18 protein-coding genes are annotated in these 20,513 nt (G+C 44.8%); 7 read left to right on the top strand and 11 right to left on the bottom strand.

Annotation, left to right across the window (positions count from 1 at the left end; genetic code table 11):
- Window positions 1-16: 16 nt before the first annotated feature.
- The 4 genes from uvrA to K8U60_RS10935 all read right to left on the bottom strand — a co-directional run bounded on the left by uvrA (window position 17) and on the right by K8U60_RS10935 (window position 5,529).
- Window positions 17-2,464 (bottom strand): excinuclease ABC subunit UvrA, encoded by a 2,448-nt coding sequence (uvrA, locus tag K8U60_RS10950; RefSeq protein ID WP_223638581.1) that lies wholly within the window; start codon window positions 2,462-2,464, stop codon window positions 17-19.
- A gap of 54 nt (window positions 2,465-2,518) precedes the next feature.
- Entirely contained in the window at window positions 2,519-3,112 is a 594-nt protein-coding gene (locus tag K8U60_RS10945; protein WP_223638578.1) for a class I SAM-dependent methyltransferase, read from the bottom strand.
- Between the two features lie 181 nt (window positions 3,113-3,293).
- The gene (locus tag K8U60_RS10940) at window positions 3,294-4,766 is read right to left on the bottom strand and encodes an aldehyde dehydrogenase family protein (RefSeq protein ID WP_223638575.1); all 1,473 of its coding nucleotides are present in this window, start codon (window positions 4,764-4,766) and stop codon (window positions 3,294-3,296) included.
- Between the two features lie 25 nt (window positions 4,767-4,791).
- Entirely contained in the window at window positions 4,792-5,529 is a 738-nt protein-coding gene (locus K8U60_RS10935; protein WP_223638572.1) for an SDR family oxidoreductase, read from the bottom strand.
- Window positions 5,530-5,734: 205 nt separating this feature from the next.
- Here K8U60_RS10935 and K8U60_RS10930 point away from each other — a divergent pair, with 205 nt between their 5' ends.
- Both K8U60_RS10930 and K8U60_RS10925 read left to right on the top strand, forming a co-directional pair.
- Entirely contained in the window at window positions 5,735-6,367 is a 633-nt protein-coding gene (locus tag K8U60_RS10930; RefSeq protein ID WP_223638569.1) for a TetR/AcrR family transcriptional regulator, read from the top strand.
- A 236-nt stretch (window positions 6,368-6,603) separates the two neighbouring features.
- Window positions 6,604-6,801 carry a hypothetical protein gene (locus tag K8U60_RS10925; protein ID WP_223638565.1) on the top strand — a complete coding sequence of 66 codons (198 nt, stop codon included), beginning with the start codon at window positions 6,604-6,606 and terminating at the stop codon, window positions 6,799-6,801.
- A gap of 366 nt (window positions 6,802-7,167) precedes the next feature.
- On the opposite strand, the gene K8U60_RS10920 is transcribed toward K8U60_RS10925, so the two are convergent.
- The 5 genes from K8U60_RS10920 to K8U60_RS10900 all read right to left on the bottom strand — a co-directional run bounded on the left by K8U60_RS10920 (window position 7,168) and on the right by K8U60_RS10900 (window position 11,900).
- Entirely contained in the window at window positions 7,168-8,316 is a 1,149-nt protein-coding gene (locus tag K8U60_RS10920) for a mannitol-1-phosphate 5-dehydrogenase (RefSeq protein WP_223638562.1), read from the bottom strand.
- On the bottom strand, window positions 8,317-8,754 hold the full coding sequence (locus K8U60_RS10915) for a PTS sugar transporter subunit IIA (RefSeq protein ID WP_223638559.1): 438 nt from the start codon (window positions 8,752-8,754) through the stop codon (window positions 8,317-8,319).
- Between the two features lie 43 nt (window positions 8,755-8,797).
- Window positions 8,798-10,270, bottom strand: coding sequence for a PTS mannitol transporter subunit IICB (locus K8U60_RS10910; RefSeq protein ID WP_223638556.1), 1,473 nt, complete (start codon window positions 10,268-10,270; stop codon window positions 8,798-8,800).
- A gap of 357 nt (window positions 10,271-10,627) precedes the next feature.
- Complete coding sequence (locus tag K8U60_RS10905; protein ID WP_223638553.1) at window positions 10,628-11,224, bottom strand: TetR/AcrR family transcriptional regulator; 597 nt, start codon at window positions 11,222-11,224, stop codon at window positions 10,628-10,630.
- Window positions 11,225-11,408: 184 nt separating this feature from the next.
- Window positions 11,409-11,900: a DUF1648 domain-containing protein gene (locus K8U60_RS10900; protein ID WP_223638551.1), complete on the bottom strand. Its 492-nt coding sequence runs from the start codon at window positions 11,898-11,900 to the stop codon at window positions 11,409-11,411.
- A 549-nt stretch (window positions 11,901-12,449) separates the two neighbouring features.
- On the opposite strand from K8U60_RS10900, the gene K8U60_RS10895 reads away from it, so the two are divergent.
- Complete coding sequence (locus tag K8U60_RS10895; protein ID WP_223638549.1) at window positions 12,450-13,136, top strand: GIY-YIG nuclease family protein; 687 nt, start codon at window positions 12,450-12,452, stop codon at window positions 13,134-13,136.
- A gap of 104 nt (window positions 13,137-13,240) precedes the next feature.
- Window positions 13,241-14,095 (top strand): metallophosphoesterase family protein, encoded by an 855-nt coding sequence (locus K8U60_RS10890; RefSeq protein ID WP_223638547.1) that lies wholly within the window; start codon window positions 13,241-13,243, stop codon window positions 14,093-14,095.
- Between the two features lie 94 nt (window positions 14,096-14,189).
- Here the strand turns inward: K8U60_RS10890 and K8U60_RS10885 are convergent, their stop codons facing one another.
- Window positions 14,190-14,651: a macro domain-containing protein gene (locus tag K8U60_RS10885; protein WP_317851924.1), complete on the bottom strand. Its 462-nt coding sequence runs from the start codon at window positions 14,649-14,651 to the stop codon at window positions 14,190-14,192.
- Window positions 14,652-14,928: 277 nt separating this feature from the next.
- On the opposite strand from K8U60_RS10885, the gene K8U60_RS10880 reads away from it, so the two are divergent.
- The 3 genes from K8U60_RS10880 to pgeF all read left to right on the top strand — a co-directional run bounded on the left by K8U60_RS10880 (window position 14,929) and on the right by pgeF (window position 18,314).
- Complete coding sequence (locus K8U60_RS10880) at window positions 14,929-16,170, top strand: PucR family transcriptional regulator (protein ID WP_223638545.1); 1,242 nt, start codon at window positions 14,929-14,931, stop codon at window positions 16,168-16,170.
- A gap of 120 nt (window positions 16,171-16,290) precedes the next feature.
- Complete coding sequence (gene ald / locus K8U60_RS10875) at window positions 16,291-17,421, top strand: alanine dehydrogenase (protein WP_223638543.1); 1,131 nt, start codon at window positions 16,291-16,293, stop codon at window positions 17,419-17,421.
- Between the two features lie 134 nt (window positions 17,422-17,555).
- On the top strand, window positions 17,556-18,314 hold the full coding sequence (gene pgeF, locus K8U60_RS10870; protein WP_223638534.1) for a peptidoglycan editing factor PgeF: 759 nt from the start codon (window positions 17,556-17,558) through the stop codon (window positions 18,312-18,314).
- A gap of 300 nt (window positions 18,315-18,614) precedes the next feature.
- Here the strand turns inward: pgeF and K8U60_RS10865 are convergent, their stop codons facing one another.
- Window positions 18,615-19,910 carry an L-lactate MFS transporter gene (locus K8U60_RS10865; protein WP_223638532.1) on the bottom strand — a complete coding sequence of 432 codons (1,296 nt, stop codon included), beginning with the start codon at window positions 19,908-19,910 and terminating at the stop codon, window positions 18,615-18,617.
- Window positions 19,911-20,513: the final 603 nt, after the last annotated feature.

Raw genomic sequence — 20,513 nt, 5'->3', positions numbered from 1 at the left:
TTCAGTCAAATCACCATTACAGGTATATCCCGGTGTAGGATTTCTTGCATAATTTTACTTCTTCAGGCGTTCCTTCGGCAATAATGCGGCCACCACCATTCCCACCTTCAGGACCAAGGTCGATGACCCAGTCGGCTTGTTTGATGATTTGTATATTATGCTCGACAATTATAACGGTATGGCCTTCATCCACCAGCTTATTGAGCAAAATCAATAATTTTTTAATGTCATTTGGATGAAGCCCGGTAGAAGGCTCGTCTAAAATGTAGAGTGTCTCACCTTTGACATTTCTGTTCAATTCCTTAGCCAATTTCAGACGCTGACCTTCACCGCCTGACAAAGTGGTAAGCGTCTGGCCCCATGTCAAGTAGCCGAGCCCAACTTCACAAAGCAATTCGATAGTGGATATTATCTTTTTCTGGTCAGCGAAAAAGACGCTGCTTTCTTCAATGCTGATATTTAGGATATCCGAAATGGATTTGCCTTTATACGTCACGGCCAACACTTCTTCTTTAAAACGATTGCCTGAACAAACCGGACAAATCACTTCCAGGTCCGGCAGAAAATACATCGGTGTAAAGACATAGCCCATGCCGAGGCAATGCTCACAGCGTCCACCTTCTGTGTTGAACGAAAAATGCTTTGCGCTTAACCCTCTTTCTTTCGCTTGCGGCAATTTCGCAAACAGATTCCGGAATAATGTATAGATTTCTGTATACGTTGCCACATTAGAACGCTGCATCCGGGTCAATCCGGATTGTCCAAAGGTGACCATCCGGCTGAGTTCTGCTGTTCCGGTAATCTCATCGTAGCCCTCTTTTATATGATCCGTTTCGACACTGGCGGCCAGAATGCCAAACAAAAGAGACGATTTTCCTGAACCCGATACACCGGTAACGGCAATAAATGACCCGAGTGGGAATGCAACGGTGATGTTTTTCAAATTGTTCTTATAGGCGTTGTGTATAGCCACATGGCGCCCGTTTCCGGTTCGACGCATCTTTATTGCTGGCGGCTCTTCCTTCAGGTAAGCACCTGTTACGGAATTCTGTTGCTCCATCAATTCATCCAATGTGCCTTCTCCCACAATTTGACCGCCATTAATTCCCGCTCCCGGCCCAAGGTCGATAATCCAGTCCGCCTGCTTCATGACGTCGACATCGTGTTCAATGACCAGGACCGAATTGCCCAGTTCCCGTAATTGTTTCAAGACATCGACCAAGCCCTGAATATCCTTGGGGTGGAGCCCGGCTGTAGGTTCATCCAGTATGTACAGCACTCCCGTCAAACTGGAACCCAGGATGGTTGCCAGCCGAAGGCGCTGCGCTTCTCCTCCGGATAATGTAGACGACTGCCTTTCCATCGACAGATAACCGATGCCGACATGGATAATCCGCTTGATTTTTTCTGCCAGTTCATAGACCAATGAAGACGCGACTGACTCGTCATTCGCTTCAAAGCCCAGAGAGATTTCTTCCACCCATGCAAGTATTGCATCCATTGGAATTTGCGACACATCGGAAATCGATTTTCCAGCCACTGTTACCTGGCGGCTTTCTTTTTTCAACTTGGTTCCCTGGCATTCCTGGCAGGTTTGCTGAAAGAAAAAATCGGCTTCCGCTAAGTTGCCGCCTTTTTCGTTGTAGCGCCTCCACAATCCGGTCAAGACGCCTTCGAACTTGCCTTTCGCGACTGTTTTGGGAGATGGTGTCTGCGGATGATGTTTTTTGAACTCCTCACTCTCCACACCATACAATAGAAGATCTTTCTGTTCAGCTGTCCAGTTTTCCACTGCCAGATCCTTATCAATCACAAAGCCATAATGCTTTGCCGCAGCGACAACCGATTTGCCGTAATACTCAGTGACTGCAGCATTCCAAACAGTCACAGCGCCTGCGTTCAAGCTTTTCCCTTCATCCACCACCCGCTCAGCACGGATCCCCAGCTTTTTCCCTAAGCCGGAACAGGCTTCACATGCCCCTTCAACGGTGTTGAAGGAGAAGTGGGCCTTCTTTAAATTCTTCATATGGAAGCCACAAGCTGAACAAGGCATCATTTCACTTTCTTCATCCAGCTCCGGCGGCCGTCTGACCTTTTCATGACAATTTGGGCATTCCCGCATCCCCAATTTTTCATAAATGACCCGCAAATACGTATACATATCCGTCACCGTACCGACTGTAGAACGCGGATTGTGGTTGGTGGTTTGCTGCTGGCCGATGCCAATGGACGGTGACAGCCCGCTGATTGATTCCATTTTCGGTTTATTGATGAAATTGGTGGTCATGCCATTCAGTTCCATGTACTGCCGTTGGCTCTCCCGTTGGATGATATCCAGCGCCAATGTCGATTTACCTGAACCGGATGGACCGGTGATCACAACAAATCGCTGTTTTGGAATGGCAACAGAGACGTTTTTCAAATTGTTTTCGGAAGCCTTTACAATGCGGATAAAATCAGCCACGCTCAGCGCCTTCTTTCTACATAAGCTTTCTGATTGCCCTGTTTTAACGGATTTTCATTGAGAGTTGCGGCATTCAATCGTTAGAAATAGCCCGCCATAATAGGATGTGACTTTCTCTATATGCAGACCGGATTCCTTCACCAGTTGGAGTGTATCCCGGTCTAGATGACATCCATCACATACTCTTTTCCAGATAGGCGTCAAAGCTTCTTGGGTTTTCCCCAACATTTTTTGGTCCATTTTAACATGTTCGAATAATAGAATTTTCGCGCCTGGCTTGCTCGCTCTTCGAATTTCCTGGAGTGCCCGCTCGGGTTCTGGAATGGTGCAGAACACTAAAGTTGCAACTACCGTGTCAAAGCTATCGTCGAAAAACGGCAGTTCTTCCGCTATTGCCTGATATGCATAAATAGGGGTTCGGGTCTTTTTAATCCGCTTTATTGCCTGTTTAGCCATTGCAGGATTTGGTTCGATCGCATCCACTCGTTCGACATTTCTGTAATAGCCAAAGTTCGCGCCTGTTCCAAAACCGATTTCCAAAACCCGCCCTTGGGCTTTCCTGACAAGGCCCGCACGGATCCTCTCAAAACGTGTTTTCTCAAGTGGTTTCATTGCTACATCGTATAGTTTCGGAAACAATCCGGCCAAGCTACTCAGCTCCTGTTCTGTGTTTTTCTGTATGGTATAGAATTCGACTTTTCGCGCTTGTTTCCCTTGTTGCCAATGGAACTTCAGTGCAGAAGAAAGCAAGTGTCTTGGACGGCTCTCTGCATTCCAGAGCACAAAAAGACGGCAATCCCTTTTTCGAGATTGCCGTCGCATGATCTGTTTAGTTTTTTGTGTTATTGACAAATGGCCCGTATTCACGGCGCTGATGCTGAACCGATAACCATTTTAAGGTAGTGAACTCTTCAAGCACCCATTCGCCGTTAAAGCGGCCAAGTCCTGAATCTTTTTCTCCGCCGAACGGCATATGCGCTTCATCATTGACCGGCTGGTCGTTTACGTGGATCATGCCGGTATGGATCTGATGAGCAATATTCGTACCGTGCTCGATGTTTGCGGAATGAACCGCTCCACTGAGTCCAAACGGGTAAGCATTCGCCATTTCAACCACTTCTTCGTCGCTGTTGAAAGGGATCAAGATCGCTACGGGACCAAATATTTCATTTTCTGCAAGTGGCATGTCGTTCGTCACGCCTGTCAGCACAGTCGGCTCCAGTACATTGCCGTCAGCATTGCCGCCAAGCTGTACTTTTGCACCCTGTTCGACGCTCGCTTCAATGTCTTTCAGGATCTGGTCCACCTGTTCACGGTTGATGAGTGGCCCGACTTGAGTATCCTGCTCTGCCGGATTACCGAACTTCAATTTTCCGGCGCGGGCAATAAACTGCTCTGCGAATTCATCGTAAATATCCTGGTGGACAAAAATACGATTGATGGCCATACAGATCTGGCCTTGATGATAGAATTTGCCGAATAAGGCGGAATCCACAGCCTGGTCCACATCAGCATCCCCCAAGACTATGAAGTTATTATTTCCACCGAGTTCCAACGCCGTTTTCTTCAATGCACCACCGGCAAGTTCACCGATGCGTTTTCCAACGGGCGTTGAACCAGTAAAGGAAATAAGCCGCGGCGTCGGATGTGTGACAATGTCATCTCCAATTTCTGAACCGCGTCCGACCACCACATTTAGCAGCCCTTTCGGTAATCCAGCTGCTTCAAAAATGCTGGCAAACAGCAAACCACCGGTTACCGGAGTGTCTGTTGCCGGTTTGATGACTACGGCGTTGCCGGTTGCGAGTGCCGGCGCAATGGAACGGATCGCCAAATGCAAGGGGAAATTCCACGGGCTGATGATGCCGATGACACCTAAGGAATTGCGGTATACCCGGTTTTCCTTGCCTGCTTGCTGGGAAGGAAGGATTTTGCCTTCCATGCGGTACGGGAAAGTCGCCGCTTCCTTCAGGATATTGATTGAAGCTCCGAACTCGACAGTCGCTTTAATGACGGTACTGCCGGCTTCTTTAACAAGCCATTCGATAATCAGCTCTTTATTTTCCTGCATCACTTCCAACGCTTTCTCGATGACTGCCCGCTTGGTCTGAGGCAATTCTTTCGACCATGCCACCTGCGCTTCAGCTGCAGCTTTATAAGCAGCATCCAAGTCATTCTTATCAGCAGCTTGAGTTGTCACCAGTTCTTCTCCAGTGAAAGGATTGGTGTTTTTCATTTGGCTGTCGCTTGAGCCGGTAGTCCATTCACCATTTATATAAATCTTCGAAAAATCGGTTTTCATTTGGATCGTCTCCATTCTCTAAAGTTTACGGCTGTTGTCTAGGGCGGATCAGGATTTCGTTGACATCGACATGTGCCGGCTGTTCCACCGCATAGGCGATTGCATTAGCAATATCCTGTGCTTGAAGCATCTTCATCTCTCCGCCTTGTTTAAAGGCAGTCAAAACATCTTCGTCCGTAATCGTACTGGTCAATTCTGTTTCCACCGCACCCGGTGAAACAATCGTCACGCGAATTTCATGTGATGGGTCGATTTCCTGGCGCAGTCCCTCTGAAATGGCACGAACAGCGAATTTGGTACCGCTGTATACGGCACTGCCTTTGGAAACGCTATGTCCTGCCACTGAAGAGACATTGAGGATATGTCCAAATTTTTGTTTCTCCATAACCGGCAATACTGCGGCAATCCCATAAAGGACACCTTTGATATTGACATCGACCATTCTATCCCATTCGTCGACTTTCAATTTATTCATAAATGATAGCGGCATAAGTCCGGCGTTATTCACCAGCACGTCGATTTTACCGGTTTTCTCCAAACCGGCTTCCACTAAAGCTTTCATCTCATCAGCCGAAGTCACATCGGTCACTTTATAATCCGCTGATCCGCCATCACGTTCAATTTCCTTTTTCAGTTCCACCAGTCGGTCTTCGCGCCGTGCAGCGAGCAGGACATGATATCCCTTGGCAGCCAATTCCCTTGCGGTAGCCTGCCCTATTCCACTGCTTGCTCCTGTCACGATTGCGGTTTTATCTATTGTCATATCTGTTCATCTCCATTTCTTGACTTTAGACATTTCAGTTTAAATCAGTCTATTATTATTGCACCCTAACCCTTTACCCGATTCCTCCGCCAAACTAAACAAATTACCCTGAAAAATAGACCGTCTCGATCCGATTCCTGTGTTATAATTTTCACAAGATGGGGGTGTTTGTATGCGGAAAATCTCTCCGGAGGAGCGGCGGATAATGCGGCGGTCCTATGCCGAGAAAATTATGGAGACTGTTCGGACAAAAGGCTTCATCACCTTAACAATTCAGGATTTGGCACGTTTGATGGGAATCAGCCGGGCTTCCTTATATAACTTTTTCGCATCAAAAGAAGACATCATCCTGGAAGTCACCGAAATCTATATTGATTACCTGACAAACACCAATGCTTTCATCAATAACCCACGTTTTGCCTATAACCAGAGATTTCCGACTGTTTTTGAACAGGCTGCCTTTTCCGCTGTCTACGCCTCTGAAATCTACTTGAATGAATTGAAAATAACTCTTCCTTCCTTATATGAACGCAAGCTGAAGCTCGCAAACGAACGGATTTCAACACTTCATACTTTTTACGAAAACGGCATGATCGATGGGGATTTCAATCTTCTTAATCCTTCTTTGATCATTGCTCAGGACGACGCCGCTCTGCGGAAAATACTGAACTCTTCATTTTTGGAAGATGAAAACATAAACTTGGAAGACAGTATGTACGGCTACTATAAAATTATGAAGTACCGCACTTTTGCGCCTGCCTTACTGAAAACCAGCAAAGACCCCTATATCGACAAAGTCGTCGAGGTCATCGTCAGCCAGTTGACTAAAGAAAAATAGGGTTTGCACAAAACGGATTGTATTCTCTCCGTAAGAAAGGCTTTGTCACAATTCTGTGACAAAGCCTTTCTTCTTTTAATCAGAACCAAGAAGTAAAGTTTGGATTTTTAAAGTGCTGGGAATAGAATAAAACACACATAAACCTATTTCATCATTTATCTCGAGAATAAAAGTTTTAAAATTCTGACAAATAGAATATAATGAAAAGCAACTACCGAGAAAAGGAGATGGTTAAAATGAACTTAGACTCAATAAAAGGCTCGAGCATGATTGTGAAGATGGCGCGCGCTTTAGTGGAAGATGGCTGGTCATTCACTCCCAATGAATTTGACGTCATCGTGAAAGCGGAACATAAGGGGACAGGAGAAGCCATCTCTTTTAATTCAATCGGCAATTTAAAAAGATGGATGTATGAAAAAGCGCTTAGTTATTGAAATTTTCCAGTCCAACTAAAAATCTCCAATGCCATACAGGCATTGGAGATTTTTTTGAACTTCTTACAAACAGGCCGCTTTTTTACACAATTCCGCTTTAATTCCACGGATTTTCAAGCTTTCAACAATCTCACGGGCTGTTTTCGGTTTGGGATTCACATAAAATAAGGTTCCGCTCATCTTCATCAACCTCCAAGACTTTTTCATAGTCTCAGTATACAGAACAAATGTGAATAAACTATTAACAAATCAAAATTCTTTAAAATATATTTCGCTTATACACACTTCGAGATGCTGCCTCGGCAGCGAATATGCGGATTACAGACAAAAGGGAGATCTCTGGTGAAAACCAAGGCTGTCTTTTCTTTATCTCATTAACTCCAGTTTCTTCATCACTACGGACACTAAAGGGTCGCCTTCCGCCACTCCCGAAACTTCCCGAAATGCCGCTTCATAACCTTTTTCAGCAATCATTCCACTTAGTTTTACTGCTTCTGCATCTTCTTCACTGCGGTATAGCAAAGCGGCCGCAATTACTGTGGCAAGGCCATCCGGTTCTTTGCCGGTGGATTGCTGATAAAGGACCGCCGGCCGCAGCAACCGGTCTTTTTTGCCCAGCTTGCGGATCGGCCCTCTGCCTACACGCGTAACATGATCAGATATATGCGGATTGCGGAAGCGTTCAATGATTTTTTGGGTATACGCCTCATGTTCACTACGGTCAAAGCCGTGTTCACGGATTACTACTTCGCCTGTTTCTGCCAGCGTCTGTTGAAGCAGTTTCTCCACTTCGGGATCCTGCATCGCTTCGAAAATCGTCTGGTGGCCTTTGTAGCGGCCAAAATAAGCAGGAACTGCATGACCGGTATTGACGGTGAACAATTTTCTTTCTATATAAGGGGTCAATTTGTCTACATAGGTGATGCCTTTAATATCAGGAACGCTGCCTTTGACAGCCGGCCGCTCCACCACCCATTCAAAATAAGGTTCAACCGAAACATCCAGCACGTTTTCATTGGACTGGTCAGGCACAATCCTGTCGACCGCAGCGTTCGGGAAGCCGAATAGTTTATCCGCCTGCTTTTGTTCCGATTCACTTAAATGCTTATAGACATGTTCTTTTAAGGCAGAGCTTCCGTTGATCATATTTTCACAGGCTATTATATTCAAAGGTTCCGGATCGGCCTGTAACCGGATCTTCAATCCTTCGGCAATCAACCCGGAAATGGCTGACAGCACATTCGGCCCTACGGCAGCCGTCACCAGATCTGCCTTGCTGACAGCTTCCGCTGCTTGGTCGAGCATCGTCTGGCTATTGATGCCCCGGACGTTTTTGACCGTTTGGACGGATTGTTCCTTCCCCAGTAAATTCACATTGTATTGGCGTTTTTTATTGAGCTCATCGATGACCGCTCCGTTGACATCGAGAAAAACCGTTTCATAACCCGATTCATCCAATAATGCTCCGATAAATCCCCTGCCAATATTGCCAGCACCGAAATGAACCGCTTGCATTCAGCTCACCTCACTGAACAAATCCATGATCTCATCTTCCGAAGTCGCATTGAGGATCTTGTCGATATTTTCCTCCTCTGAACAGACAATCGCTATATTGGAGAGAATCTCCAGATGCTCATTGTTCTTTCCGGCAATGCCGATCAGGATTTTTGCGATATTGCCGCTGCCAAAATCGACTCCTTCCTGTACAGTGACTACCGAAATGCCGGTTTCCAGGACGTTGGCTTTGGCATCTTCTGTGCCATGGGGAATTGCCAGGCTATTCCCCATGAAAGTGGAAGCCATGCCTTCCCGTTCAAGCATTTTGTCGACATATGCTGCATCCACATAGCCGTTATCAACCAAGATTCCTCCGGTATACCGAATTCCTTCCTCCATCGTAGATATGGGGACATTCAATTTAATATTTTCCCTTTTCAATACTGCTTTGGCCATCATCATCACTCCCGATTTGTTTTTTATGATTTCCTATCAGTGCTTATTTTTTTAAACGCTGTGCCAGCTTGTCGTATTCCGGACTATTCATGAAATTCTCCACTGAAATATGTTCCGCCTGCGGCAATTTTTCTTTTGCACGCGGCGTCAGATCTTTGTGGGTGACAACGATATCTGCATCGTCCGGCAACTGGCTGATGGCGGTGTTGGTGACCGGTATATCAATGTTTTCTTTCTTGAACTTATTTTTCAGCAAGGAAGCGCCCATGGCACTGGACCCCATACCCGCATCACAGGCGAAGACGACACGACGCACCTGATCCGCTTCTTTCATATGAGGGTCGGAAGTCACTACAGCGCCTTCCTGAAGGACATCTCCATCAGAAGTGGCTGTCGGTCCTTGGGCTGCCTGAGGCGCCAAGTATCCAGCCGCTGTGCTCTTTTTGCCTTTCATTTCCTCCATTTTACCGGTTGCAGCTGTCAGGTCCTCTTCCACATCCTTGGTGGTTTTCAGGACAAGCGACGCGATAGTGAACGAGACGGCTGCGGCAACAATTACACCGAGTACCACGCCGACGTAGTTTCCTTGCGGCGTCAAAGCGAGAAGGGCAAAAATACTGCCCGGTGATGGTGTGGCCACTAATCCTGCATCCAGCAGGACAAAGGTGAAAACACCGCTCATCCCACCGCCGATGACAGCCAACAGCAATAGTGGCTTCATTAGAACGTAAGGGAAATAGATTTCATGGATACCACCGAGAAACTGGATAATGGCTGCGCCAGGTGCTGAGCTTTTGGATATCCCTTTTCCGAAAATACTGAAAGCCAGCAAAATCCCGAGTCCGGGTCCCGGATTGGTCTCCAGTAGGAACAAAATCGACTTGCCATTCGATGCCGCTTGTTCAACTCCAAGCGGACTCAACAGCCCGTGGTTGATCGCATTATTCAGGAACAGGATCTTGGCAGGCTCAATGATGATGCTCGCCAAAGGCAAAAGCCCGTTATTGACGATGACCTCAACTCCTGCTGCCAGGCTATTGGTCAGGGAGTTAACAATCGGTCCAACTCCGAGTACCGCGATGCCTGCCAGAATTGCACCCAAGATGCCAGCTGAGAAATTATTATAGAGCATTTCAAATCCGGCACGTATTTTGTCCAGGAAAAGCTGGTCCACTTTCTTCATTAGATAACCTGCCAACGGCCCCATGATCATGGCGCCGAGGAACATGGGAATATCAGCACCAACAATAACGCCCATCGTAGCAGTCGCACCCAGTACGCCGCCCCTGAAGTCATAGACGAGCCGTCCACCGGTAAAGCCGATCAATAATGGAAGGAGATACGTGATCATCGGACCGACCAATGCCGCCAGCGGCTCGTAAGGCAGCCATCCATCTGGAATGAATAATGCCGTGATAAGTCCCCATGCGATGAACGCGCCGATGTTCGGCATGATCATCCCGCTTAAATGACTTCCGAAACGTTGGATCCGTGCACGATTTTTACCTTCAGCCATATGAATCCCTCTCTTCTGATATTAGTCACAAAAAATAACAGGGTAAATGATGAGGTTTGTACTTACATGATGAAGTTCGTATGCCGTATGCTCTATGAAGTTAGGTGTTGGATGACTGCTTCTGTTCAGCTTATCCTGATGTTCTGTTGCCACATCGGTTCTCACCTCTTTCTATAGGAAGGAAGAATAGCAAGCTGGAAAACCCTAAGACTTTATTTAAATGGTAGCATATTCCTAGCCAAAAATGTTAGTTTTTTCTGAATAATCAGTTTTCACAAGAGTAATCATTTATAAGTATGCAAAACAAAATGCCAGCGGCGAAGACAGGAGAGGTGTCTTCGCCGCTGACATATTTTATCAGCCGACCGGTTCCTTGCAGATCCCCTGCAAATGATAAACGATCATTTTCCGTTGCTGTTCCCTGCCCGAATACTCGGGCCTGACCAATGCATCCAACACCATCCCGTCCAGCAGGTTGATCAATCTATTTGTTTCAAGCGGAACGTCCAGCTCTTTCTTCAACAAATTCAGTAAGATTAAATTAGACATAACGTTTTTGATCGCCTGCATGGCTACATCCTGACCTTCGCGGTATCCCTTCCTGCTATGTCCTCCCTGAAGCTTAAAGATCAGCCTGACCTTGGCTTCAACCTCCAGCTCATCAGCAGCAGGCAGAAACACCATCAACACAGCAATGATTTTCTCCAGCGGAGTCTGTTCTTGCTGGAATATTTCACTTGTTTTATCAGTCAGCCGTTCAAAAATCAATGCTTCTGCATAAAGCATCAATTCTTCCTGAGATGAAAAATAATAACGCAATGCACCCAATGACAAACCGGCCTCCTTTGCTATATTCCGTGAGGATGCCGCTTCCATCCCATGTTCAAGCATGATTTTCCAAGTGGCTTCGGCAATTAACTGTTTTCTTTCGTTTGAATCGATAAGTTTTGGCATAGCTTTATATTATCAGAATAATAATAATTTTCAATCTTTTTAATACGACTGTGTTAGGATGGTTTTTCACCTTTTATTTTGTTGATACGACTGTATTACCAAAATATTAACAACTTTCAGACACTGTGGATAACCTACTTTATCTGTGCGCAACTGTGTATAGTATGCTTTGGATGTGGAAAAACTAATTTCGCAGCATGCGTCCGATGAAATAAATACCTGTGACTAGTATTACTGTCAAGAAGACGGGCATAAAGAAGCTCCCCAGACCATCTGCAGCACCCGTAGCCACTCGAACCGACTGGACAGTGATGAAACTGAAAAGGATACTGATTTCGTTTTTCAGTACATTGATCATTAACCGGCCATTACTGTATTGTGCCTCTATATTCTCTTCTGTCAGGTTTAGGTAGTTATAACTATGCGGATACTTTTCAAGAACTGTCATACCGCTCCATAATGCTGCTGCGATTATCGGCAGAAGAAATAGCTCCGTTTTCCTGCCCCAGCCGTCGGGTTCACCTGCAGCGTTATAGTGGCTCGGTACTTGGTCAGGCAACGCATTATAGTGAAATAGCAGATAGACGAACATCATTAAAAAGACCAGTACAGAGACAGCATTCAGAAATGCCTCAAGAACTGAACCTGGTATTTCTATTTTCGGTTGGTTCTTCACTAAAGTCCCCTCCCCTCTTCATTGTTTTTTTCAAAAAAAAAAGAAAAACCCAGTTGTGTCAAGCTTTCAAGAACGCAATAAAAGAACGGTTATATGTGTAGGCGCATAGAGTTAAGCCATATAATTTTAAAAAGAGTTAGCTCTACTGGATCCCTCCACTACGATACGATTGTCTAAAGCAAATTGAATAGCAATAAAAGATCTGCTGATATATCTTTACTTTTGAAATCGGTTTCGAATTGAAAATTGATTCCATTCTGCTTCCCTACCACTTCGCAGCTGAAAATTCTCTTTAAACTATTGATGTACGCCTAATTCCCGCTGTGTTTTTTTAAGACACAACCACCTTGCCACAACTTTAAAGAGGCAAAGATTTTCTATGTAATTCCACTAGGCATTCAAGAGATTTTTCAGACTCATCTTCCAAACATATCCTGGATAGTTAAGTAATTTACATTTTTCACATTTACATCCTCTAAAACCAGCTTACTTATATTATAATAAATGGAAAGCCCAGATTCTTCAATCGGCCTTTAGGAGGCATCACTCATGTTCAAAAGTTTTTTCAGTAAGTTTGCAAAACAACCAGAAAATCCTATCCCGCAAATCTCATCCCCTAAAATAGACTCTAACAAAATTTATCTTTTTGAATCCAATCAACAGGAACTTGATCGGATCATCCAACTTCCTGCACAGCCAGGGAAAGCTCCCGGCTATGTATATTTCGTACAGGAGTACATGACCGGCTCGTTTAAAATAGGCAAAACCAAGCAAATCGACAGACGAATGAATGTCTTCAATGTCAAACTCCCATTTGAAAACAAATTGATTTTCCTTATTAAAACTGCAGATCATCATCAAACGGAAAGCGCCTTTCACCAGCATTTTTCAGACAAGCGCCTTGAAGGCGAATGGTTCAGCCTGACACGGGAAGATCTATCCTGGATAAAAAAAGGATTCTATACCGAAGCTATCCAAAAAACCATCATTTCCCCTTCCGAAGTCACCAAGCAACTTTCCGCCAATAAAGCTAAAAGTGAGGAAAAGCCACTGACACAAAAACAAATTGAATTCGCCAAAACTTTGGTGCTGAAACTCGAGCAGGACTATGAGTTGAGTACAGCATATACAGCTTGGACCCAAAAAGACTTGAACAGATTGAGTGGTTATTTCCGGTTTAAAAATATCGGCGCCTTAAACAATCTCGTAGAGAGCGGCATCCTTAAAGCAAAATAATGTCCTTATTGAGCGGAATGTAAATCTTAACATCTGCTTAAAAGCAGCTCAACAATCTTTTGGGATACTGGATTTAGATAAGATTGAAAGGGGCGGAACAGCAGATGAAAATTGCGGTTATCGGTGACTTGCATTATCCGGCTTTGAAAGAGTCCTATTCCTTTATCGAAAGGGACCGGAAAAGATTTTACGAGGTTTTCCTGAGAGAATTCTTTTCAATTCCAGCAGACCTTTATGTATCGATCGGTGATTTGACTAATTTCGGCACAAAGGACGAACTGGCAGATGTCTATTCCATCATCGAGAAACACGGCAAGCCATTCAAGCATGTTCTTGGTAACCATGATGTCTACGGGATGACCCGGAAAGAAGTACTGGCCATTACGCGCCAGCATCGTTTCCATCAAGTTTCAACCGCTTCAGTTGTTCTGGCATTTTTGGATACTGCACAGGAACAAAATTACGCCGATTGGGGCGGAACCATGGATCCGCTCCAGCAGGACTGGCTGTCGGCGGTGGTTAAAGAAACCGACAAACGGCCTCTGATCGTATTCGGGCACCATCCAATCCACGGCACCACCAAAAACTCCACCAAAGATAAGCGCTGCATCCATCCCGATATTCCGATGTGGGACATCCTATCCCAAAAACAAGGTACCGGTCTATACGTCAACGGCCATAACCACTTCAATTCCATAGCCGCACGTGAAAACTGGACCTTCCTTCAGCTTGCGGCAGTGCTGGATGAACAGGCTGTCCGCCTAATTGAGGTTTCCGACTCCCTGCTGTCCATCGATTATATTTCTTTTGCTGATTTACAGCTGCACGAACATGCACAAGCCATTGGAAATGCCATTGATCATTTCCGGCTTAACCCTTACCCGTTAGGAACCGCGGCTGATGTCAAGTATGCCATTCCGTTGGTTGACACAGAAATTCTCACTTCTGTAGAGAAATAATGTAGCTCTAAACTCTCCAAACAAGCCGCGGCTCCTTAAAGGAGCTGCGGCTTGTTTTCATCTTTTCCGTTTTTCGATGTGAATTATCCGTTCATTAATTGAACAACACCAAGTAAACCGTCATTTCATGCTCTTGTATAAATTTCTCTATTTCTGAAACAGCAACTTGTTTGGCTTGTTCTTTCGGATAGCCATAAATTCCTGAAGAAATCAGTGGAAACGCGATCGATGCGCAATCAAGTGACCTCGCCAACTCCAATGAATTACGGTAGCAGGAACGCAATAATTCTTCTTCTCCCTCATAGCCACCCTGCCAAATCGGTCCGACTGTATGGATAATATATTTCGAGGGCAGCTGGAAACTATCGGTAAAAACCGCGGCTCCTACAGGGCAATGCCCTATTTCATCACAGGCTTTCTGCAATTGTTCCGCGCCAGCTGCACGAAAAATGGCGCCGCAGACCCCACCGCCCATCTGCAGTTCCGAGTTTGCGGCATTGACAATCGCATCCGCCTCCACATTGGTGATATCCTCTCGTACAATTTCCAATGGCATGATATACACCCCCTCAAGTTCTTCCATAAAACCCTTACCCCGACTAAATTATCGCCAGCTGCGCCCAACCAGTATTCCCCATTTCTAAAAACCATCTCTTTTTATCCTATACCCTGCCAAAAAAGATATAAAGCATCAGCACCAATTGTTATTTTCTGTACAAATACACTCAGCTTCCCCAACTCTGCTAGAGTAAGATGTTGTTTTTCGTTATACTGAAGTATAGAGATCAATGAATACGGTTGTGAGTTGAAAAGACCGTCAAAGGAGCTGCTCCATGTACGAAATGCCATATGAAAATCCATTTAAGAAATCATTCTTTGACCTGAAGGAATTGGTCGACAGCATCCAGGAAAATTTGCTGTGCCCAGCTACGATCGAAGATACAAACCATCGGCTGCATGCGTATAGCTCCCATGAGGATGATACCGATTCTGCCCGCATCGGCACCATCATCTCACAGCGTGTGCCCGAAAGAGTCATCAATCGCCTTTGGAAAGAAGGTGTCATCCCCAAATTGATGAAATCGGATTCGGCTTTGCGCATCCCTCACATTGAAGACATCGGACTTCGTGACCGCGTCGCGATTGCCATCCGGAAAAACAATGAAATTCTAGGGTATATCTGGGTAGTTGAAGGCGGCAAGAAATTGACTGATGCACAATTGGATTTGTTGAAGGATGCCGCTGCCGCTGCTACCCCCTTAATGTCCAAGCTGCATCAGAACCGCAAGCGGAAAGAAGAAAATTACCAGGATTTCCTCTGGAAGCTTTTGACCGGCCAATATAAAACCTTAGAAGAAATCCATGATAAATTCGATGAGTTGAATCTGAAAAAACCAGATCGGTTCACCGTACTCGCCTTCCGTTTCGATCAAAGTATTACACGAAAAATGGAAGAGCAGATTTCCTATTTAATTACAACTAGCCAAAAGATCACCAATCATTTTTTGGTGGTCATGGAGGAGGAGTTGATCCTCATCGCTTCTCCCCATCCGTCACAATCCGATGACAAAGCCTTTGAAGACTTTATTGCATTCTTTATTTCTGAAATGGCCAATCGTTTTTCAATCTCTGGCGTCAAAGGAAGTGCCGGAACAAGTTACAGCGATTTCGTCAAAGTAGAGACGAGTTATCAGGAAGCGCAAAAAGTGTTGAAGATGAAAGATTTTTTTCCGGAGGAACTGGAGGATGTGTTCCATTTTCGCCAGCTCGGGATTTTCAGGTATATGGAAAAACTGCAAAAAGATCTGCGTACCGAACGCTATGAACATCCAGCCATTGCGAAACTTGAAGCCTATGATAACCAGCACAAGTCCAACCTGTTGAAAACACTGGAAGTTTTTATCCAGCAGGACAGCAATATGAACGATGCTGCAAAAAAACTGTTTGTCCATACCAATACGCTTCATTACCGGATTAAACGAATTTCGGAAATAGGCGGAATCCGCATGACCAATGTCCATGAAAAAATGGGCATATACTTGGATTTGAAAGCCCGAAAACTGGGCAACAAATAGTTTTTTGTGAAATTTCACAAAAGAAACCGCTTTCTTTCTTTGTTTCATACAATGAAGAATCATAGGCTTCCCGCTATACTTATGGATATCTACACTATTCGTTTTATAGGGGGAAGAAAAATGATTATTGGAATTCCAAAAGAAATCAAAAACAACGAAAACCGAGTGGCCATCACTCCAGCTGGTGTCGACGCTTTTGTAAGAGCCGGACATCAAGTCATCATCGAAGCAGGTGCAGGTCTTGGAAGCAGCTTTACAGACGCTGATTACACAGCGACTGGTGCGAAGATGGTTGAAACAGCTCAGGAAGCCTGGTCTGCAGAAATGGTCATGAAGGTTAAAGAGCCCGTTGCTTCTGAATACAAGTATTTCCGTGAAGACCTTTTGTTATTCACTTACCTGCATCTTGCAGCGGAACCTGCGTTAACACAAGCTTTGGTTGACAGCAAAGTAACTGCAGTTGCCTATGAAACGGTATCAGTAAACCGTACGCTTCCACTATTGACGCCAATGAGTGAAGTAGCTGGAAGAATGGCTGCTCAAGTCGGCGCTCAATTCCTTGAAAAAGTTTATGGCGGCAAAGGAATCCTATTATCTGGAGTACCGGGTGTACAACGCGGCAAAGTGACAATCATCGGCGGCGGTGTTGCAGGAACAAATGCAGCGAAAATGGCGATCGGCCTTGGCGCGCAAGTGACTGTCATCGATTTGAGCCCGGAACGCCTTCGCCAATTGGATGATATTTTTGGAACTGATGTAACTACATTGATTTCCAATCCATTCAATATCGCAGAAGCAGTCAAAGAATCCGATCTGGTTATCGGCGCTGTATTGATTCCAGGATCTAAAGCACCTAAATTGGTATCTGAAGAAATGGTCCAATCCATGAACCCGGGTTCTGTTATTGTAGACATCGCCATCGACCAAGGCGGAATTTTTGAAACGACAGACCGCATCAGCACACACGATGATCCAACTTATGTAAAACATGAAGTGGTTCATTACGCCGTTGCGAATATGCCTGGCGCTGTTCCACGCACATCAACGATTGCCTTGACGAATGTCACAGTCGGTTATGCACTTCAGATGGCCAATAAAGGCGTTCAACAAGCAGTCGCAGAAAACCCAGCGTTGAAACTGGGTGTCAACACAGCAAACGGCAGTGTTACGTATGAAGCTGTCGCCAAAGACCTTGGGTTTGACTTTGTTTCTGTCGATGAAGCTCTCGCTAAGCCGGCATCATTGGTATAAGAATACCTGAAAGATAGTCCTTCGTTGCCTGCTGGCAGCGGCAGGGCTATTTTTTGTATCCAAACTCCAATCCGGTCTCCCTCTTCCCTGTACATCCAATTTTTATTGTTCTATATTTAGGAAAGGTGATGAAAATGAAAGCAAAAATATATGTAAATGATGAACAATTCCTATCCGGAATGACGGAAAAAGATATCGCGGAACCTGAACACAACAATATGGCCTTACATGCCTGTGAAAATCCACAAACGATCTTGGCGAACCGAAAGAAGTTAGCGGAACTCCTGGATGTTTCGCTCGCCGATTTTATTTGTACGCAACAGACCCACAGCGCCAATTTCCAGCGTGTGTCGAGCAAGGACAAAGGCCGTGGTGCATATGATGCGGAGGATGCTTTTCCCGCTACGGATGCCTTATATACCTACGAGAGCGGACTTGTGTTGTGCAGCTTTGCAGCTGATTGTGTACCTGTCATCATCCGTGACAGGAAAACCGGAATGGTCGGCGTTGTCCATTCGGGCTGGCAAGGCACGGTCAAAGAAATTACGCTTAAGTTGCTTCAGCAGTTGATCCATGTTGAAAACTGCAAGCCTTCCGATATAGAAATCCAGATTGGAGCAGCCATCAGCCAGCAACAGTTTGAAGTCGATCAGGATGTCTACTTGAAGTTCGATCTGCTTGGCTATGCCAGCGAATTTATAGAATTTAATAATGCCACAAACAAATACCATATCGACAACCAGGCTACGGTAAAAAAGCAATGTGAGCTTGCCGGTGTTCCAACTGAACAGATCTCAATTGATCCGACCTGCACATTTTCAAGCCCGAAAGGCTTCTCCTACCGGCAGGACAGAGAGAGTGGCAGACATTTGATTTTCGTAATGAAAAAATGATTATCTGGGTGTTGGAAAATTGAGTGATTGAACTAGGATTATTAGTCAAAAAAAAATGAGAATTCTCCACCATCTGATTCCTTTACTCTGGACTCGTCTTCCACTCTCTATAACTACTGCTGGAATTCAGTTTCCTTGGAAATTTCACTATAAAAAAGTCGCATCCGAAACCCATTAAGGTTTTTGGATGCGACTTTTTTGTTTCATCTGTAGTAATTGAGTGAAATTAATTTTATTTTAACACGCTACTAATTATTCATTTTTCTTTAAGTTAAAATTGATTCTTTAGAATCAATTTTATTAGTTATTTCCTTCTTGTAAGTTAAGTCCTTTTGGAGAGACATTCTCCTTTTTCGGATCCTGCAGCCCCTCAACCCGCTTAATGTCCCAACGGATCAACAGAGAAATCAGGAATGCGATAGATGCCAAAACAATAAAGACATAGAACACTGGCACATAGCTGTCTGTCCGCTCTCGGATCTGCGAGACGATTGCCGGTCCGATGATGCCACCCAGTGACCATGTCGTCAATAAGTAGCCGTGAATTGCGCCCAATTGCTTGGTTCCAAATAAATCGCCGATATACGCTGGCAGATTGGAGAAACCACCACCATAACAGCTGACAATAATTAAAATCAATGCTTGGAAGATTAGTACATTGGTGATGTTCGGAAGCATAGTGAAAGCTGCGATTTCCAGTACAAAGAAAATCGTGAAGATTGTTGGGCGTCCGATGTAATCGGAAAGTGCAGCCCATCCTAGTCTGCCTCCACCATTGAAAATTCCCATGATGCCTACTAACGTAGCAGCACCAGCTGCTGAAAGTCCCATCATCTCCTGCGACATTGGTGAAGCAACTGAAATGATCATGATGCCGGCACTGACATTAATCAGCATCATTGACCAAAGCATCCAGAAACGGCGTGTTTTCACGGCTTCTCTAGCCGACAACTGCGCTAAATCTTTTTTCATTACTTTTTTACCGGAATCGATAGCCTGCTGCATACCAGCTGGCATCCAGTCTTTCGGCGGTGGGGCAATATAGGATGCACCCAATACGATCAGTATGAAATAACTGATTCCTAGGATATAGAACGTAGTGCTGACTCCAAATGATCCCATTAAGTTTGCAGCAACCGGAGCGGTGATCAATGCACCGGCACCAAAGCCCATTACTGCCATCCCAGTAGCCAATCCTCTGCGGTCCGGGAACCATTTAACAAGGGTAGAGATAGGTGCGATATAGCCTACACCTAAGCCAAGACCGCTTAACAAGCCATATGTAAGCAGGAATAATACCAACGAATCGATTTGAACGGCAAATCCTGCGCCGGCTTGTCCGAAACCGAATAGTAATGCTGCTACAATTGCTGACTTTCGAGGGCCATTCTTTTCCACAAATCCTCCGAAGAAGGCTGCCGAAATACCACCGAGTGCCATCATGATCGTAAAGGCGTATGTAATTTCTTTAGGTGCCCATCCCATTTCGTCGCTGATCGGTGTTGTATAGACGCTATATGCATAAGCCGCCCCGATCGAAAGTTGAATCGCTATGGCTGCCAAAGCAATCAGCCATCTGTTTTTTGTTTTACTCATCAAAAGTCCTCCTTTAAACCATTTTTATCTGCTTCATCAGCTGAGAAGCGATTCTACAGAGAATATATGTTATTCCAAAATAACACAAGAGCGTTTTTTAAATTTGTAATTTCAAACTCTTATTTTCCTGCTTATCAAGCCTTGCGGCTGTAAGGTTTGATTGTCTAAAAAAATTTTGAGAAATAACGAAATATTACAGAAAAAATAAATTCCATTGTTTTACTGGTTTTTCTGTGTTATGAATTCATCTCGAACGTAAAAATACTCTCTTTTAAACATCCATTATTCTGCTTTAGACAATATATAAGCAATCACAGCCATTTAAAACTGTTTTATCAGGCAGATAAGTTAAAGTAAATAAATAACACAGAATAGTCACAGTTACCCCGAGTAGCGGTATTGACCCAGTAGAACATGTCGAAATTATTCAAATGAAAACGCTTAACTGATTATTCCTGCAAATCAGAGCATCGCCATAATCGGGTCAGCCCAAACTTAAAAAAATTACTGAGGAGAGATTTTTCTTATGACAACAACTAAAGGTTTAGAAGGTGTAGTAGCGACCCAATCCGCCATCAGCTCGATCATTGATGACACACTTAC

Source organism: Planococcus circulans (genome assembly GCF_020023385.1).
GTDB lineage: Bacteria > Bacillota > Bacilli > Bacillales_A > Planococcaceae > Planococcus.
The sequence above is the reverse complement of the archived record's forward strand: the minus strand, read 5'-3'. Positions and strand labels throughout refer to the sequence as shown.

Coding starts and splice junctions, on each gene's coding strand:
- K8U60_RS10940 (WP_223638575.1), bottom strand. CDS start 4,766: ATGAAAACCGATTTTTCGAAGATTTATATAAATGGTGAATGGACTACC.
- K8U60_RS10935 (WP_223638572.1), bottom strand. CDS start 5,529: ATGACAATAGATAAAACCGCAATCGTGACAGGAGCAAGCAGTGGAATA.
- K8U60_RS10930 (WP_223638569.1), top strand. CDS start 5,735: ATGCGGCGGTCCTATGCCGAGAAAATTATGGAGACTGTTCGGACAAAA.
- K8U60_RS10925 (WP_223638565.1), top strand. CDS start 6,604: ATGAACTTAGACTCAATAAAAGGCTCGAGCATGATTGTGAAGATGGCG.
- K8U60_RS10920 (WP_223638562.1), bottom strand. CDS start 8,316: ATGCAAGCGGTTCATTTCGGTGCTGGCAATATTGGCAGGGGATTTATC.
- K8U60_RS10915 (WP_223638559.1), bottom strand. CDS start 8,754: ATGGCCAAAGCAGTATTGAAAAGGGAAAATATTAAATTGAATGTCCCC.
- K8U60_RS10910 (WP_223638556.1), bottom strand. CDS start 10,270: ATGGCTGAAGGTAAAAATCGTGCACGGATCCAACGTTTCGGAAGTCAT.
- K8U60_RS10905 (WP_223638553.1), bottom strand. CDS start 11,224: ATGCCAAAACTTATCGATTCAAACGAAAGAAAACAGTTAATTGCCGAA.
- K8U60_RS10895 (WP_223638549.1), top strand. CDS start 12,450: ATGTTCAAAAGTTTTTTCAGTAAGTTTGCAAAACAACCAGAAAATCCT.
- K8U60_RS10890 (WP_223638547.1), top strand. CDS start 13,241: ATGAAAATTGCGGTTATCGGTGACTTGCATTATCCGGCTTTGAAAGAG.
- K8U60_RS10885 (WP_317851924.1), bottom strand. CDS start 14,651: ATGCCATTGGAAATTGTACGAGAGGATATCACCAATGTGGAGGCGGAT.
- K8U60_RS10880 (WP_223638545.1), top strand. CDS start 14,929: ATGTACGAAATGCCATATGAAAATCCATTTAAGAAATCATTCTTTGAC.
- ald (WP_223638543.1), top strand. CDS start 16,291: ATGATTATTGGAATTCCAAAAGAAATCAAAAACAACGAAAACCGAGTG.
- pgeF (WP_223638534.1), top strand. CDS start 17,556: ATGAAAGCAAAAATATATGTAAATGATGAACAATTCCTATCCGGAATG.
- K8U60_RS10865 (WP_223638532.1), bottom strand. CDS start 19,910: ATGAGTAAAACAAAAAACAGATGGCTGATTGCTTTGGCAGCCATAGCG.